At 44.0% G+C, this 13,298-nt stretch carries 14 protein-coding genes, 2 tRNA genes and 1 other annotated feature (1 of these 17 running past the window's edge); of the genes, 3 read left to right on the plus strand and 13 right to left on the minus strand.

The features are described 5' to 3' along the window. Positions 1-17: 17 nt before the first annotated feature. The 10 genes from nagA to NQ541_RS09095 form a co-directional block, all read right to left on the minus strand. Positions 18-1,142, minus strand: a complete 1,125-nt coding sequence (gene nagA, locus NQ541_RS09050; RefSeq protein WP_023921160.1) for an N-acetylglucosamine-6-phosphate deacetylase — start codon at positions 1,140-1,142, stop codon at positions 18-20. A gap of 83 nt (positions 1,143-1,225) precedes the next feature. Beyond that, positions 1,226-1,735 carry an acetolactate synthase small subunit gene (ilvN, locus tag NQ541_RS09055; RefSeq protein ID WP_044904990.1) on the minus strand — a complete coding sequence of 170 codons (510 nt, stop codon included), beginning with the start codon at positions 1,733-1,735 and terminating at the stop codon, positions 1,226-1,228. A 25-nt stretch (positions 1,736-1,760) separates the two neighbouring features. Continuing rightward, on the minus strand, positions 1,761-3,479 hold the full coding sequence (gene ilvB, locus NQ541_RS09060) for a biosynthetic-type acetolactate synthase large subunit (RefSeq protein ID WP_044941129.1): 1,719 nt from the start codon (positions 3,477-3,479) through the stop codon (positions 1,761-1,763). Between the two features lie 207 nt (positions 3,480-3,686). Further along, positions 3,687-4,511 carry a metal ABC transporter permease gene (locus NQ541_RS09065; protein WP_005612727.1) on the minus strand — a complete coding sequence of 275 codons (825 nt, stop codon included), beginning with the start codon at positions 4,509-4,511 and terminating at the stop codon, positions 3,687-3,689. Positions 4,512-4,513: 2 nt separating this feature from the next. Beyond that, positions 4,514-5,215, minus strand: coding sequence for a metal ABC transporter ATP-binding protein (locus tag NQ541_RS09070; protein WP_005612725.1), 702 nt, complete (start codon positions 5,213-5,215; stop codon positions 4,514-4,516). Beyond that, positions 5,206-6,264, minus strand: coding sequence for a metal ABC transporter substrate-binding protein (locus NQ541_RS09075; RefSeq protein WP_005612724.1), 1,059 nt, complete (start codon positions 6,262-6,264; stop codon positions 5,206-5,208). The genes NQ541_RS09070 and NQ541_RS09075 overlap by 10 nt, the downstream gene beginning before the upstream one ends. Then, on the minus strand, positions 6,251-6,739 hold the full coding sequence (locus tag NQ541_RS09080; RefSeq protein WP_005612722.1) for a dihydrofolate reductase: 489 nt from the start codon (positions 6,737-6,739) through the stop codon (positions 6,251-6,253). Before NQ541_RS09080 ends, NQ541_RS09075 begins: the two co-directional genes overlap by 14 nt. Positions 6,740-6,760: 21 nt before the next feature. Next, a complete protein-coding gene (gene thyA / locus NQ541_RS09085) occupies positions 6,761-7,609 on the minus strand; it encodes a thymidylate synthase (RefSeq protein WP_044941126.1) in 849 nt (282 codons plus the stop codon). A 53-nt stretch (positions 7,610-7,662) separates the two neighbouring features. Further along, positions 7,663-8,097 carry a MarR family winged helix-turn-helix transcriptional regulator gene (locus tag NQ541_RS09090; RefSeq protein WP_023921148.1) on the minus strand — a complete coding sequence of 145 codons (435 nt, stop codon included), beginning with the start codon at positions 8,095-8,097 and terminating at the stop codon, positions 7,663-7,665. A 100-nt stretch (positions 8,098-8,197) separates the two neighbouring features. After that, positions 8,198-9,475 carry a homoserine dehydrogenase gene (locus tag NQ541_RS09095; RefSeq protein ID WP_005612716.1) on the minus strand — a complete coding sequence of 426 codons (1,278 nt, stop codon included), beginning with the start codon at positions 9,473-9,475 and terminating at the stop codon, positions 8,198-8,200. A 173-nt stretch (positions 9,476-9,648) separates the two neighbouring features. Here NQ541_RS09095 and NQ541_RS09100 point away from each other — a divergent pair. The 3 genes from NQ541_RS09100 (at position 9,649) to NQ541_RS09110 (ending at position 10,195) form a co-directional block, all read left to right on the plus strand. Continuing rightward, positions 9,649-9,721: transfer RNA gene (locus tag NQ541_RS09100), tRNA-Gly, on the plus strand. A 47-nt stretch (positions 9,722-9,768) separates the two neighbouring features. Then, positions 9,769-9,841, plus strand: a tRNA-Gly gene (locus NQ541_RS09105). 75 nt (positions 9,842-9,916) lie between these two features. After that, positions 9,917-10,195 carry a type II toxin-antitoxin system HicB family antitoxin gene (locus tag NQ541_RS09110; RefSeq protein ID WP_005612713.1) on the plus strand — a complete coding sequence of 93 codons (279 nt, stop codon included), beginning with the start codon at positions 9,917-9,919 and terminating at the stop codon, positions 10,193-10,195. A 133-nt stretch (positions 10,196-10,328) separates the two neighbouring features. Here the strand turns inward: NQ541_RS09110 and NQ541_RS09115 are convergent, their stop codons facing one another. The 3 genes from NQ541_RS09115 to NQ541_RS09125 are packed head-to-tail and all read right to left on the minus strand — an operon-like array spanning position 10,329 to position 13,027. Continuing rightward, positions 10,329-11,102: an ABC transporter ATP-binding protein gene (locus NQ541_RS09115; RefSeq protein WP_005612711.1), complete on the minus strand. Its 774-nt coding sequence runs from the start codon at positions 11,100-11,102 to the stop codon at positions 10,329-10,331. Continuing rightward, complete coding sequence (locus NQ541_RS09120) at positions 11,095-11,976, minus strand: ABC transporter permease (RefSeq protein ID WP_023921143.1); 882 nt, start codon at positions 11,974-11,976, stop codon at positions 11,095-11,097. Before NQ541_RS09120 ends, NQ541_RS09115 begins: the two co-directional genes overlap by 8 nt. Before the next feature lie 25 nt (positions 11,977-12,001). Beyond that, a complete protein-coding gene (locus NQ541_RS09125) occupies positions 12,002-13,027 on the minus strand; it encodes an ABC transporter substrate-binding protein (RefSeq protein WP_005612707.1) in 1,026 nt (341 codons plus the stop codon). A gap of 110 nt (positions 13,028-13,137) precedes the next feature. After that, positions 13,138-13,298 (minus strand) — a binding site (T-box leader); it runs 82 nt beyond the window's last position.

Raw genomic sequence — 13,298 nt, forward strand, 5'->3', positions numbered from 1 at the left:
TCCAACAAATACAAATTTTACATCATTTCCCCAAAACTGATCGTTCCTTTTAACTCCAGTTCCTCATCCAGTAATACAAAGTCTGCATCTTTTCCAGTCTTAATCGCACCTTTCTGAGTCAGTCCAAACTCTTTTGCCTGATTTCCTGAAGACATCTTTACAGCATCTTCAATCGATACACCGGTAAACTTGATAATATTCTGGAACGCTTTAATATAAGTCAGTACACTTCCGGCGATTGTTCCATCCTCCAGGCGTGCAGTACCGTCTTTTACATAGACAACCTGTCCACCCAGTTCACTTTTACCTTCCGGCATTCCTTTTGCACGCATGGAGTCTGTGATAAGTTCGATTCCGTCACTGCCCTTTACTTTATGTGCCAATGCGATCATCTGCGGTCTGATATGGATACCGTCACAGATCAGCTCTGTATTAACGCCATCGGTCAGAAGACCATATCCGGTAACTCCCGGCTCTCTGTGCTTCAGACCTCTCTGTGCGTTATAAAGATGAGTCACATGGCAGGCTCTGGATGCCACAAGCTGGTCATAAGTTGCATCGGAATGTCCAGCACTTGGAACGATCCGGTTGGAAAGACACCAGTTCTCAAATTCTTCCGTTGCCTCCTCCGGTGCATAAGTAACCACACGGATACGGTTTCCGCTTAACTCATTCCAGTGAGCAAGTGCTTTCTCATCTGGTTTCTTAATATAAGAAGCATCCTGTGCCCCTTTATAGTTGACTGAAATAAACGGTCCTTCCAGGTGGATTCCCTGGATGATCGGATTTTTTTCCGCTGCTTCTTTGATCTGCACCATGGCTTTTTCAATATTATCATAAGTCTGCGTCATCGTTGTGCAGAAGTAAGTTGTGATTCCCTCTTTGGCTGCCATCTGACGTACCATCCAGTCAATCTCATCTGCGGAAGCATCCATGCTGTCTTTTCCGTATCCTCCATGACTATGCACATCAACAAATCCCGGGATCACATAAGTCGCATCTGTCTCAATGATCTCATCGTCTTCCTGCGGTACGAAATTTCTCATTTCGTCTACTTCTGAGATTCTCTGGTTGAATCGGACATATCCATTGTCAATTTTTCCGTTTCCTGTATATATTATTTTATTTTTTAATACTTTCATGAGTTTCTTCCTTTCTTCCATCACACATTTTTCAACACTTCTGCCTAAACCACTGATTAATTATATTGTCCCTGTTCTCTGATCTAGCGTTCCATCATACTGATTGATTCAATTCCGACACTTCCGCCACGCACAACTTCAATACTCTTAAACTCTTCTTTCATCAGCTTCACTACTGCATCATTCTTTGTCGCAGTCTGCACAAACTCGATCAAAAGACTGTCCTTTCCATAATCGATCACTTTTGCCTTAAAAGTTGTCGCAATCTGAAAAATCTCTACCTTATCTTCCGGTGTACATTTGAAGACTTTTACATAGAGGATCTCTTTCATTCTTACAAAAACATCGGTAAAATCAATGACTTTTATTACTTCGATCATACGGTTTAACTGCTTTTTGATCTGTTCAAAAGTCTCATCATCACTGACTGTAGCAATGGTCATCCTGGATACGCTTGGATCTTCTGTCGTTCCAACAGTCAGACTGTCCAGATTATAAGATTTGCCTGAAAATAACCCGGAAATCTTTGACAGAACTCCAACCTGGTTTTCTACATACAGAGAAATCCATCTTTTCTTCATACTACTTTCCATCTTTTTCACTTCCTTTCCTAGCATCCTAGCAGTCCATGATCATATCTTCCAGCGTACCGTTCGGTTTTACCATCGGATAAACCAGTTCCTCCGGATCGATGATAAACTCGATCAGTGTCGGGATTTTCGTCTCTTTTTTTGCCTGTTCAAATGCTGCCGCAATATCCTCTTTTCTCATAACCCGGATACCTTTCGCTCCATAACTTTCTGCCAGTTTTACAAAATCCGGCGTATATTCCGGCATCTCCTTTCCATTAGTACGACGGTATAATGCACCTGCTTTCAGATTCGTCATACCATAACGCTTTCCGTAGAAAAGCTTCTGCCACTGTCGTACCATTCCAAGATATTCATTATTAAATACACACAGGATCAACGGAAGTTCCTCCAGCACCGCAGTCGCAAATTCCTGAATATTCATCTGCATACCACCGTCTCCTGAAATAGCAATAACTTTTTTATCCGGATTTCCCAGTGCTGCACCGATCGCTGCAGGGAACCCGTATCCCATCGTTCCAAGTCCGCCTGATGTGACAAGCTGCTTGTCATTTGTAATCTCAATATACTGAGTCGTAAACATCTGATGCTGCCCGACATCTGTTGCAATGATTGCATTGTCAAACTGACGGTTGATCTCCTCAATGATGTCCTGTGGTCCCATCGCCTGACGATTTTTCATCGTAAGCGGATGCTCCATCTTCCATTCTTCAATCTTTTTCGTCCATTTCTTCGTCTCACATTTTTCTACATACTCATTCATTTTCGTGATCGCCTCTTTGGCATCTGCAACAATCGGTACATCTACATGGATATTCCTGGAAATGGATGCTGTATCAATATCAATATGTACAATCTGTGCATTTGGAGCAAACTGATGCAGTTTTCCTGTAATACGGTCGTTAAATCTTGTTCCGATAGAGAAAAGCAGGTCACACTCACTGACCGCCATATTAGCTCCGTATGCCCCATGCATTCCAAGATTTCCTACAAAAAGTGGATGATTCGTCGGGATCGCCCCTCTTCCCATGATCGTCGTAACCACCGGAACCTGCGTCTTTTCAACTACTTCTGTAAATACGCCGTTCGCACGTGCAATATTCACACCACCGCCGGCAAGGAACAGTGGTTTCTTTGCCTTTTTCAGCATTTTCAATGCACGCTTAAGCTGTCCCATATGCACACTCGTATTCGGCTTATACCCACGGATATTCACCGAATCAGGATACACAGCACTTCCGAGTTCCGCCATCACATCTTTTGGAAGATCAACCAGAACCGGTCCCGGTCTTCCTGTTCTTGCAATATAAAATGCCTCTTTAATGATCCGTCCCAGATCTTCCCTCTTGCGGACTGTGACACCATATTTCGTAATGCTGCGGGTAATTCCTACAATATCTACTTCCTGAAAGGCATCATTTCCGATCAGAGGTCTCGCTACCTGTCCTGTAAAACACACAAGCGGTACACTGTCATAATTTGCCGTGGCAAGTCCGGTCACCAGATTGGTTGCTCCCGGTCCGCTCGTTACCAGACAGACTCCGACTTTTCCCGTTGTCCTTGCATATGCATCTGCCTCATGAACCAGTGCCTGCTCATGTCTTGGAAGGATCACACGGATCTCATCCTGCTTATACAGCTCATCACTGATATCGATCGTACAGGCTCCCGGATATCCGAAAAGTGTATCAACACCTTCCTCCTTCAAAGCTCTGACAAGTAACTTATTTCCTGTAATCTGTCTCAAATTCTGTACCTCCCTATCTCCAAAAGAAAACCCCAAGCATGAACGTCATGCTCAGGGCGAATATTTCATCCTTGTTGCCACCTGATCTCAGAGAATCTCTCTCCTCTCTGCTGACACGTCAACGCGAAATTTATATATATTATAATTTGTATAAATAGGCTTGTCAACGTTCAATTCTTGATGTATTTTATTTGCCCGTGCTTCCTTTTATCTTGCCCGGTTACGGATCATTCCGATGCATGAATACACAATCAATGCCGCTAAATTGGCAAGGACCACACTTGCTCCTGCTGGAGTCGCACCTACATAGGAGATTGTCAGTCCTGCGATCAGACAAACCACTGACAATACAGCTGAATTAAGGATAACACTCTTGAACGTTCTACATACTCTCATGGATGTCAGTGCCGGGAAAATAATCAGACTGGAGATCAACAACGCTCCCATCATCCGCATTCCAAGCACAATCGTCACTGCTGTAAGAACTGCGATCAACATATTATAAAGACCTGCTTTCACCCCCGTTGCCCTTGCAAATGTCTCATCAAAGGTAATTGCAAAAATCTTATGATAGAAGAATATAAATAAAATCAATACAATAACCGAAAGTATCACACTCAGCTTCAGATCATCCGAACTCATCGCCAGAATACTTCCAAACATATAATTGTATACATCGGTATTCATTCCCGTTGTCAACGAGATCACCATAACACCAATCGCCAGAGAACTGGTGGAGATCAGTGCGATCGCTGCATCGCCTTTGATCTTCGCATTACTGTTGATCCGCAGAAGCAGGACTGCCGCCACGATTACAATCGGGATCGCTACTGCAAGTGGTGCTGCATTCATTGCTGCTGCAATCGCCATTGCACCAAATCCCACATGGGAAAGTCCATCACCGATCATAGAATAACGCTTCAATACCAGACTCACACCAAGAAGAGCAGAACAAAGTGCCACCAGTGAACCAACAAGAAACGCTCTGGTCATAAAAGGATACGACATCATCTCTATAATTTCCTGTATCATTGCTACTCACCTCCGAGAAATGCTTTTCCTGCCCGGCTCTTTTTATACTGCGAAGCCTTTCCAAAATAAAGTACCGTCTCCTGCAAATGCAGAATATGGCTTGCATACTCCACTGCACTTTCAATATCATGTGAAACCATCACCACTGCGATTCCTGATTCCCGGTTGATCTTTTGGATCAGTTGGTAAAATTCTGCTGTAACGATTGGATCCAGTCCTGTCACCGGCTCATCCAAAAGCAGCAGTTTTTTCGTCGCACATAACGCTCTCGCAAGAAGGACTCTCTGCTTCTGACCACCGGACAGATCCCGGAAACACTGGCCTCTCAGATCTGTGATCCCGAGCATCTCCATCTTTTCTGCCGCCTCTGCTTTGTCCGTCGCTGTATAGAAAGGTCTGAATCCGCGGCTGTTCAGTCTCCCGGAAAGTACCACCTCATAGACACTGGCCGGGAAATCTTTCTGAAAATCGTTCTGCTGTGGAAGATAACCGATTTCTTTCTGCTTCAGACCATCTCCAAATTCAATTTTACCGCTGTCCACTGCTTTCAATCCAAGCAGACTCTTTACCAGCGTACTCTTACCCGAACCATTCTCACCGACAATACAAAGATAGTCTCCCTGGCCGATCTCAAAATTCAGATCCCGGACGACGGTCTGACCCTCATAGCCGATCGATACATTCTCACATTTTATCAGTGCCATCCGTTCAAAACCTCCTTCAGTGTCTCCACATTTTTCTCCATCATACTCAGATAAGTTTCCCCATCTTTAAATTCCTGTGCCGTCAGATTATGACAACTGTAAAATACCTTTACATCCGTTCCGGTTGCTTCTGCAATGGCTTTAGCAATATTATCGTTGCTCAATTCCATTTTCAGAACCGTCGGTACTTTTTCTTCTTTTACTTTATTGATCAGAAATGCCATTGTTGCCGCACTTGGCTCTGTATCCGATGCACAGCCCGAAAATGCAGCATAATAATCCAGTCCGTATTCTTCTGCCAGATACCGGAACGGAAACCGGTCTCCAAAAATAAGCAGTCTGGAATCTGCATTCTCAACTACTTCCCGGAACTGCCCGTCCAGTTCCTGAAGTTTTTCTTCATACTCCGCGGCATTTTCTTTATAAACTGCTGCATTTTTCTGATCCAGTTCCTCCAGTTGATCTGCCAGCACTTCCACGATCTTTTCCGCATTTACAGGTGAAGTCCATACATGCTCATCAATCTCATGGACGGAATGTGACTCCTCATCATGGGAATCCTGATCCTGTCCGTCTTCATGGTCATGATCACGTTCTTCCTTCATGCCTTCTTTCTGCTCTTCTTCCACTGTATCCACACAGTCCGTCAGTTTCAATGTCTTTCGGCCATTATCTGGCATGGACTCCAGGATATCCTCCACCCATGCATCATTTTCTCCTCCGACATAAATGAACAGGTCACAGTTCTGGATCGCTATGATATCCTGGGGTGTCGGCTCATAAGAATGGGTTTCCTCGCCCGGCTTCAATAACATCTGAAGCTCCACCTGATCTCCTGCGATCTGACGTACAAAATCATATTGAGGAAAAATTGTCGTAACAACCTTAAGCTTTTTCTCAGCTTCTGTTACCTTTTTTTGTGACTGTCCTCCTGGCTGTCCTGCTCCGCATCCCGTCAAAATCATTCCCACCGACAGAATCCCTGCGATGAGTACACTACAGATTTTTCTTTTCTTCAATCCTGCACCTTTCTTCCTATCGACGCTCATATCTGGTAAATGCAAATTCCAGGTCAAAGCAGGTTTGCTCATCACCTTCCTCTGTCATTTCCCAATCTTCCAGTTCATCCAGATTCGGGAAAAATGTATCCGCCTGAAATGCATGGTCGATCTTTGTTACATAAATTGTATCCAAATATGGAAGCATCATACGATATACGCTTTCGCCTCCGATCACATAAATCTCGTCGGTATCATACTTCTTCAGCTCTTCCAATAATTCTTTTTCAGAATGTACGATAATCGCATCTTTCACTGCATAATCCTTATTTGCAGTAAGCACAATATTCGTACGATTTTTAAGTGGAAGTCCATTTGGGAAACTTTCCAGTGTCTTTCGACCCATAACTACAACGTGTCCTGTGGTAGTCTGTCGAAAAAACTTCATATCAGACGGAATGCTCACCAGTAATCTGTTCTGATATCCGATTCCCCAATTCCTATCTGCTGCTACGATTGCTTTCATCTGTCCTCTTCCTCCTTAACCCTAAATCGCAACCGGAATATTTTTAATCTGCGGATGCGTTTCATAATCTTCCAGCCTTACATCATCCGGCGTAAAATCATAAAAATCTTTCACTTCCGGATTCAGCCAGAATTTCGGTGCCGGAAGAGGCTCTCTTGAGATCAGTTCCTCGATCAGAGGAATATGCCGGTCATAAATATGTGCGTCTGCAATTACATGAACCAGTTCCCCTGCTTTCATGCCACATACCTGTGCAAACATATGCAGCAGAACAGCATACTGGCATACATTCCAGTTATTTGCTGTCAGCACATCCTGCGAACGCTGGTTTAAAATTCCGTTCAGAGTCAGTTGTTCACTGCCCTCCTCTTTCGTTACATTAAACGTCATACTGTATGCACACGGATACAGATTCATCTCATGCAGATCTTCATGCACGTAAAGATTCGTCATGATCCTGCGGCTGTAGGGATTTTCTTTCAGATCATATAAAACTCTGTCTACCTGATCCATCATCCCCTCTTTATACTGATGCTTCACCTGCATCTGATAACCATAGGCCTTTCCAATAGAACCATTTTCATCTGCCCAGCTATCCCAGATATGACTTTTCAGTTCATGCACATTATTTGACTTTTTCTGCCAGATCCATAAAAGCTCATCTACACAACTCTTGATTGCTGTCCTGCGTAATGTCAGTGCCGGGAACTCCTTTGAAAGGTCATACCGGTTCACTACTCCGAATTTTTTTATTGTATAAGCTGCTGTGCCGTCTTCCCATTTCGGACGGACTTTTTCGCCTTCTGTGCTGGTTCCATTTTCAATAATATCCCTGCACATATTTATAAATACTTTATCTGCGTAACTCATCCTGTTCTCCTGTCTTTCAGTCTCTCTTTTCTGCCATAAGCTCAATACTTCTTTCACGGATCAGCGACATTATATAGAAGCTTTTCCAGATTTCTCATCAGTGCATCTACTTCTCTTTTGCTCATCCCGCGGGTCAGTTCCCGATCCAGCTTTCTCCGCTCTGCCTCCATCCGCCTTTGTATATCATAGGCTTTCTCCGTAAGGTAAATATTTTTCTTTCTTTTATCTTTTGCATTTGGAACACAGAGAATGTATCCTTTTTCATCCAACCGCTTCAAAAGACCGGTCACCGTTGGATTTTTCAGACTGAGGTGACGTTCTACATCCCGCTGGCTTATCTCATCTTTACTGGTATGAAATAAGTAATCGAGTACTGCACACTGGGAAGAAGTAAGCCCCAGCTTTTTCACCTTTTCATTCAACTCTTTTTCAAATACATTATTGATCTGCTTGATCATAAAACCGATCGGCTGACTTCTCCGTTCCATCCGTACACCTCCGTTCTCTTCCACTCTTTTCCTGCAACGCTCCCCGCACAGTCCTTTTCTGTACCGGTCATCCGGTTCTTTCTAATACACTCTGATTCCTTTAATACTCTCGGATAATACTGCTGATCTCCTGGATACTCGGAATCTCCATCAGTGCTTTCAGTGCCTCCTGCATATTGCATTCCTTCACACGCTCCGTCACGATAACCAGCTCTGCTGCTTCCGGTGCAGAATGTTCCTGGACTACCCTCGTAATACTTACTTTATGGTCTCCAAATACCTCTGCAATAGCGGCAAGTACTCCCGGTTCATTTGCGACCTGCATACGGATAAAGAACTTGTTCTTCACCTGACCAAATTCCTTGATCGGCAGATCTTTATAGCAGGTACAACTGATCCTTCCCGTACAGCCATATCCGATATTTCTTACCACATCAATCACATCGCCCATTACGGCACTGGCTGTCGGAAATTCACCTGCACCCCTTCCGTAAAACATGGCATCATCCACTGCATCTCCATGAACAAAAACTGCATTGAAAGAATCCCGTACAGAAGCAAGTGGATGCTCTTTCCGGATCATCATCGGATAGACTCCGACCTCGATTCCATTTTCTGTATTATGTGCAACACCCAGAAGCTTGATGACGCTGTCAAATTCCTTTGCATATGCAATATCCCTTGCCGTAATCTTCGTAATTCCTTCTGTATGTACATTAAAGAATACAACTCTGGAATGAAATGCGATGGATGCCATGATCGCCACTTTTCTTCCCGCATCCAGTCCTTCCACGTCCGCAGTAGGGTCTGCCTCTGCAAATCCAAGTTCCTGTGCCTTTTTCAGTGCATCTGCAAAATCCATTCCCTCTTCTGTCATCTTGGTAAGGATATAATTGGTCGTACCGTTCACAATCCCAACTATCTCTGAAATATCATTGGCTGCCAGACATTGCTTCAACGGACGGATGATCGGGATGCCTCCTGCTACCGCCGCCTCGAATAAGAAATCCACCTGATTCTTCTGTGCTGTATCAAGAAGGACATGCCCTTCCTCTGCGATCAGATCTTTATTCGCAGAAACTACATTCTTCCCGGCTTCCAGTGCCTCCAGGATCATCGTCTTTGCAGGCTCAAGTCCACCCATCACTTCGATCACGACAGAGATTTCATCGTCCTCAAGAATCTCTTTCCAGTTATCCGTAAGAAGCTCCTGCTCCACACCTTCACGCTTTTTCTGCATATTCCGCACAAGGATCTTCTTTACTTCCAGCTTCGCACCGGCCGTTCTTTCCATCACATCCGCTCTCTTCTGGATCAGTTTATATACACCTGTCCCTACAGTACCAAGACCGAGGATTGCAACTTTAATCGTATTCAATGAACTACACCTCTTTCATCAAAATTCTGAACGCTTCAGTTTAACGCTCTAAGTATACCATGATTTTTTCTTCTTAAAAAGCCTAAACTATTAAGAAAATATTTTTTTCACAAAAAAATATTGACAATTTTTCCACGATATAGTAATATATTTATTGTTCGTCGGAGCAATATGCGACAGTGGCTCAGTTGGTAGAGTACAACCTTGCCAAGGTTGGGGTCGCGGGTTCGAACCCCGTCTGTCGCTCTCATTTATCAATTTTATAGTTTGGTTGTTCTTTGAACAATCTGTATGCGACAGTGGCTCAGTTGGTAGAGTACAACCTTGCCAAGGTTGGGGTCGCGGGTTCGAACCCCGTCTGTCGCTCTGAAGGCACTTGAGTTCCCGAAAGACTTCAAGTGCTTTTTTCTTTACCATAGATCATTTTAGGAGGTATGATTCATGAAATTTATATATCCCGCTGTATTTAAAAAGAAAACTGACGGAGGATACGCTGCTTACTTTCCTGATCTTGAGTTCTGCGAAGCATCCGGTGAGACACTGGATGATGCCATCGACAACGCAAATGAAGCTGCCAGAACCTGGATCACGGTAGAACTCGAAGAGGACGAGCCGATTCTTCCTCATGTCTCCGATCCGGAAGATATTCTCCTTGCCGAAGATGAACTGATCCGCAATATTTCTGTCAATATCCGTTTTTACGAAGGCTGGGACGAATAACCTTTCACAGCACAAAAGAACCATTTCTATTATCACACTATAGAAATGATACGCGAAAAAGACGGGAACAGCAGAGCCAATCCGCTGTTCCCGTCTTTTTATTTTTGTGGAAAGCTACTTTTTTATGAAAGACCTAGTTACCACATTCAATACTGATCTCATTAAATTTATCCAGGATCTGCTCCACCTCAAGATGTGCTTTTTCTTCTCCCTTTAAATCCATCACAATCCCGCCCTGATGCATCATCAGAAGACGGTTCCCATATTCTACCGCATAACGCAGGTTGTGAGTAACCATGATGGTTGTCAGATGCTTTTCTCTGACGATCTTATCTGTCAGTTCCATGATCAGCTCTGCTGTCTTTGGATCAAGTGCTGCTGTATGCTCATCCAGGATCAGGAAATCAATGGGTGTCATGGTTGACATCAGAAGTGCGATTGCCTGACGCTGTCCACCGGAAAGTACTCCGACTTTTACATCCATTTTATTTTCCAGTCCCAGGCCTAGCTGGCTCAACATTTCCCGGTACTCTTCTCTTCTCGCCTTATTGATTCCTGCACCAAGTCCAAAGAATTTTCCTTTATTATCTGCCAGAGACATATTCTCCAGAATGGTCATCGACGGGCAGGTTCCCATCGATGGGTTCTGATATACACGTCCGATGTTACGGTTTCTTTTAAATTCCTTTTTATTTGTAATATCTTTCCCATTCATCAGGATCTTTCCGCCATCTACAGGAATACTTCCACAAAGGATATTCAGCATCGAGGTTTTTCCTGAACCGTTACTTCCCACAACCGATACAAACTCTCCGTCTGCTACCGTCAGGTCAAATCCGTCAAACAGGCACATCTCATTGACTGTTCCGGGATTATAATATTTATCGATTTTCTTTAATTCAAGCATTTTTCTTCACCTTCTTCTTTCTGTCTCTTCCGATCACCAAAATCAGAAGGAATAAAACTGCCGTGATCAGTTTCATATCCTGCGGCTCAAAAAACTTTAAGGCTGCAGCAACACAGGCTTTATAAATAATGGAACCGATCAGAACAGCCGTTGTGGTTTTCAGGAATGAAAAATTCTTGAACAGGCTTGTTCCGATGATCACGCTCGCAAGTCCGATAACAATGGCACCTGTACCACTGGAAATTTCAAAAACTCTCTGTTCCTGACAGAAAATAGATCCTGCCAGGGAAACCAGTCCATTGGCGATCGCAAGTCCGAGGATCTTGACATTCCCCTCATCTTTTGCAAGAGAAGTGACCAGCACTTCATTATCACCGACTGCACGGAGAAGGAATCCCGACTTTGTCTTCATATAAAGATCTAAAAGGACTTTGCTTACTACCGCAATGATCAGAACGATCACCAGAACCTTATACGAGGATGCTCCTCCCTGAAAGATCCCATTTACGGCTGCATTGTCAAAAATACTGTCCTCGCCAAAGATCGGTACATTTGCCGTTCCTGCCAGCCGGAGGTTGATCGTCCATAATGCTGTCATCATAATAATACCGGACAGCAGATCACGCACCTTACATTTCACATGGATCAGACCGGTACAGATCCCGGCAAGAACACCGATCAGAAATGATGCCGGAAGTGTGAGATACGGGTTCACACCTTTCGTGATCATTGTTGCAGTCAGTGCTGCTCCCAGCGGAAAACTTCCATCCACTGTCAGATCCGGGAAATCCAGAATCTTATATGTTATGTATACTCCAAGGGCGAGTATTCCATAAATCAGCCCCTGCTCCAATATTGTTATATAAATCCCCATCACTCTACGCCTCCGGATTCTTTCATTATTTTGTAATCTCATCAAAGCTTTCTACAGCTTTGTCCTGAAGATCCTCCGGAACTGTGATTCCGAGATTCTTCGCTACTTCATTATTTACATAAAAACCAGGTTCTGTAATTGTCTCAAACTGCATATCAGATGCTTTCTTCTCACCTTTCAGGATCTTGGCTGCCATCTTTCCCGTCTGCTTTCCAAGTGCCACATAATCCAGTCCTTCTGCTGCAAGGCATCCGATCTTCACCTGTTCGATCTCACTTCCGAATACCGGAATTTTCTTTGCATTTGCCTTGTCAAGGATCGTTGCCAGAGAAGCTACAACTGTATTGTCTGTCAGGTTCGTCAGGCAGTCAACTTCTCCGAGAAGTTCATCTGCCGCAAGAGAAATATCTGCGGTCTGGCTAATACCTTTTTCTACGATCTCAAATCCATAGTCTCCTGCAAGATCATCATATTTTGCAAGAGCGGATACGGAATTTGCCTCACTTGTCGTATAAAGGATACCGATCTTCTTTGCATCCGGCATCATCTCACGGATCATTTCAAGCTGTGCCTTGATCGGAAGCTCATCACTCGTTCCTGTTACATTTCCGACTGCTGTTCCGTCATCTTTTGCAAGCTTTGCCGCAACCGGGTCTGTGACTGCTGTATAAACAACCGGGATTTCTGAATCCATCGCTGAATTGTATGCTGCCTGTGCACTCGGAGTTGCGATTGCACAGATCAGATCCACTTTATCGGATACAAATGAATCACTGATCTGCTTTGCTGTACCCTGATCTGCCGCTGCATTCTTTACAGAAACTGTCAGGTTCTTACCCTCTTCAATTCCCTCTTCTTTCAGCCCTTCAAGGAATCCTTCCCTGCAGTTATCCAGTGAACCATGCTCTGCAAACTGGGAAATTCCGATCGTATAAGTCTTTTCTCCATCGGAGGAAGCTTTTTTATCCTCTCCTGATGTTCCTGAGCCGCATCCTGCCAGGCTCATTACCATTACCGCACCTAAAACTACTGCTAAAATTCTTTTCTTCATAATACTTTGTCTCCTTTTTTCTTTTCATTTTCTGCAAAAGCAAAGGAGCCGATCTTGGATACAGGCTTTCATTTCCGGCTGATGCAACAAAAAACCGCCTCAAGCGAAATGCTTGAGACGGTAATAAATTTCTTTACTATCGCGGTACCACTCAAATTGACCTGCGTCCACTTTCTCACGTACTAACATACGCTCCTGATTGATAACGGGTTCGGTTCCCGGCGACTCCTACTCTTTTCATTTCAGGCCACCCTCGAAAGTCCATTCGGAA

This window comes from [Ruminococcus] lactaris ATCC 29176, from assembly GCF_025152405.1.
Taxonomy (GTDB): Bacteria; Bacillota; Clostridia; order Lachnospirales; family Lachnospiraceae; genus Mediterraneibacter; species Mediterraneibacter lactaris.

Bases quoted from the DNA above. Each gene is read 5' to 3' on its own strand.
- NQ541_RS09110 (WP_005612713.1), top strand. From the start codon at position 9,917: ATGAAATTTATATATCCCGCTGTATTTAAAAAGAAAACTGACGGAGGA.
- NQ541_RS09090 (WP_023921148.1), bottom strand. From the start codon at position 8,097: ATGGAACGGAGAAGTCAGCCGATCGGTTTTATGATCAAGCAGATCAAT.
- NQ541_RS09115 (WP_005612711.1), bottom strand. From the start codon at position 11,102: ATGCTTGAATTAAAGAAAATCGATAAATATTATAATCCCGGAACAGTC.
- NQ541_RS09125 (WP_005612707.1), bottom strand. From the start codon at position 13,027: ATGAAGAAAAGAATTTTAGCAGTAGTTTTAGGTGCGGTAATGGTAATG.
- NQ541_RS09120 (WP_023921143.1), bottom strand. From the start codon at position 11,976: ATGGGGATTTATATAACAATATTGGAGCAGGGGCTGATTTATGGAATA.
- NQ541_RS09075 (WP_005612724.1), bottom strand. From the start codon at position 6,264: ATGAGCGTCGATAGGAAGAAAGGTGCAGGATTGAAGAAAAGAAAAATC.
- nagA (WP_023921160.1), bottom strand. From the start codon at position 1,142: ATGAAAGTATTAAAAAATAAAATAATATATACAGGAAACGGAAAAATT.
- NQ541_RS09065 (WP_005612727.1), bottom strand. From the start codon at position 4,511: ATGATACAGGAAATTATAGAGATGATGTCGTATCCTTTTATGACCAGA.
- NQ541_RS09080 (WP_005612722.1), bottom strand. From the start codon at position 6,739: ATGAAAGCAATCGTAGCAGCAGATAGGAATTGGGGAATCGGATATCAG.
- thyA (WP_044941126.1), bottom strand. From the start codon at position 7,609: ATGAGTTACGCAGATAAAGTATTTATAAATATGTGCAGGGATATTATT.
- NQ541_RS09070 (WP_005612725.1), bottom strand. From the start codon at position 5,215: ATGGCACTGATAAAATGTGAGAATGTATCGATCGGCTATGAGGGTCAG.
- ilvN (WP_044904990.1), bottom strand. From the start codon at position 1,735: ATGGAAAGTAGTATGAAGAAAAGATGGATTTCTCTGTATGTAGAAAAC.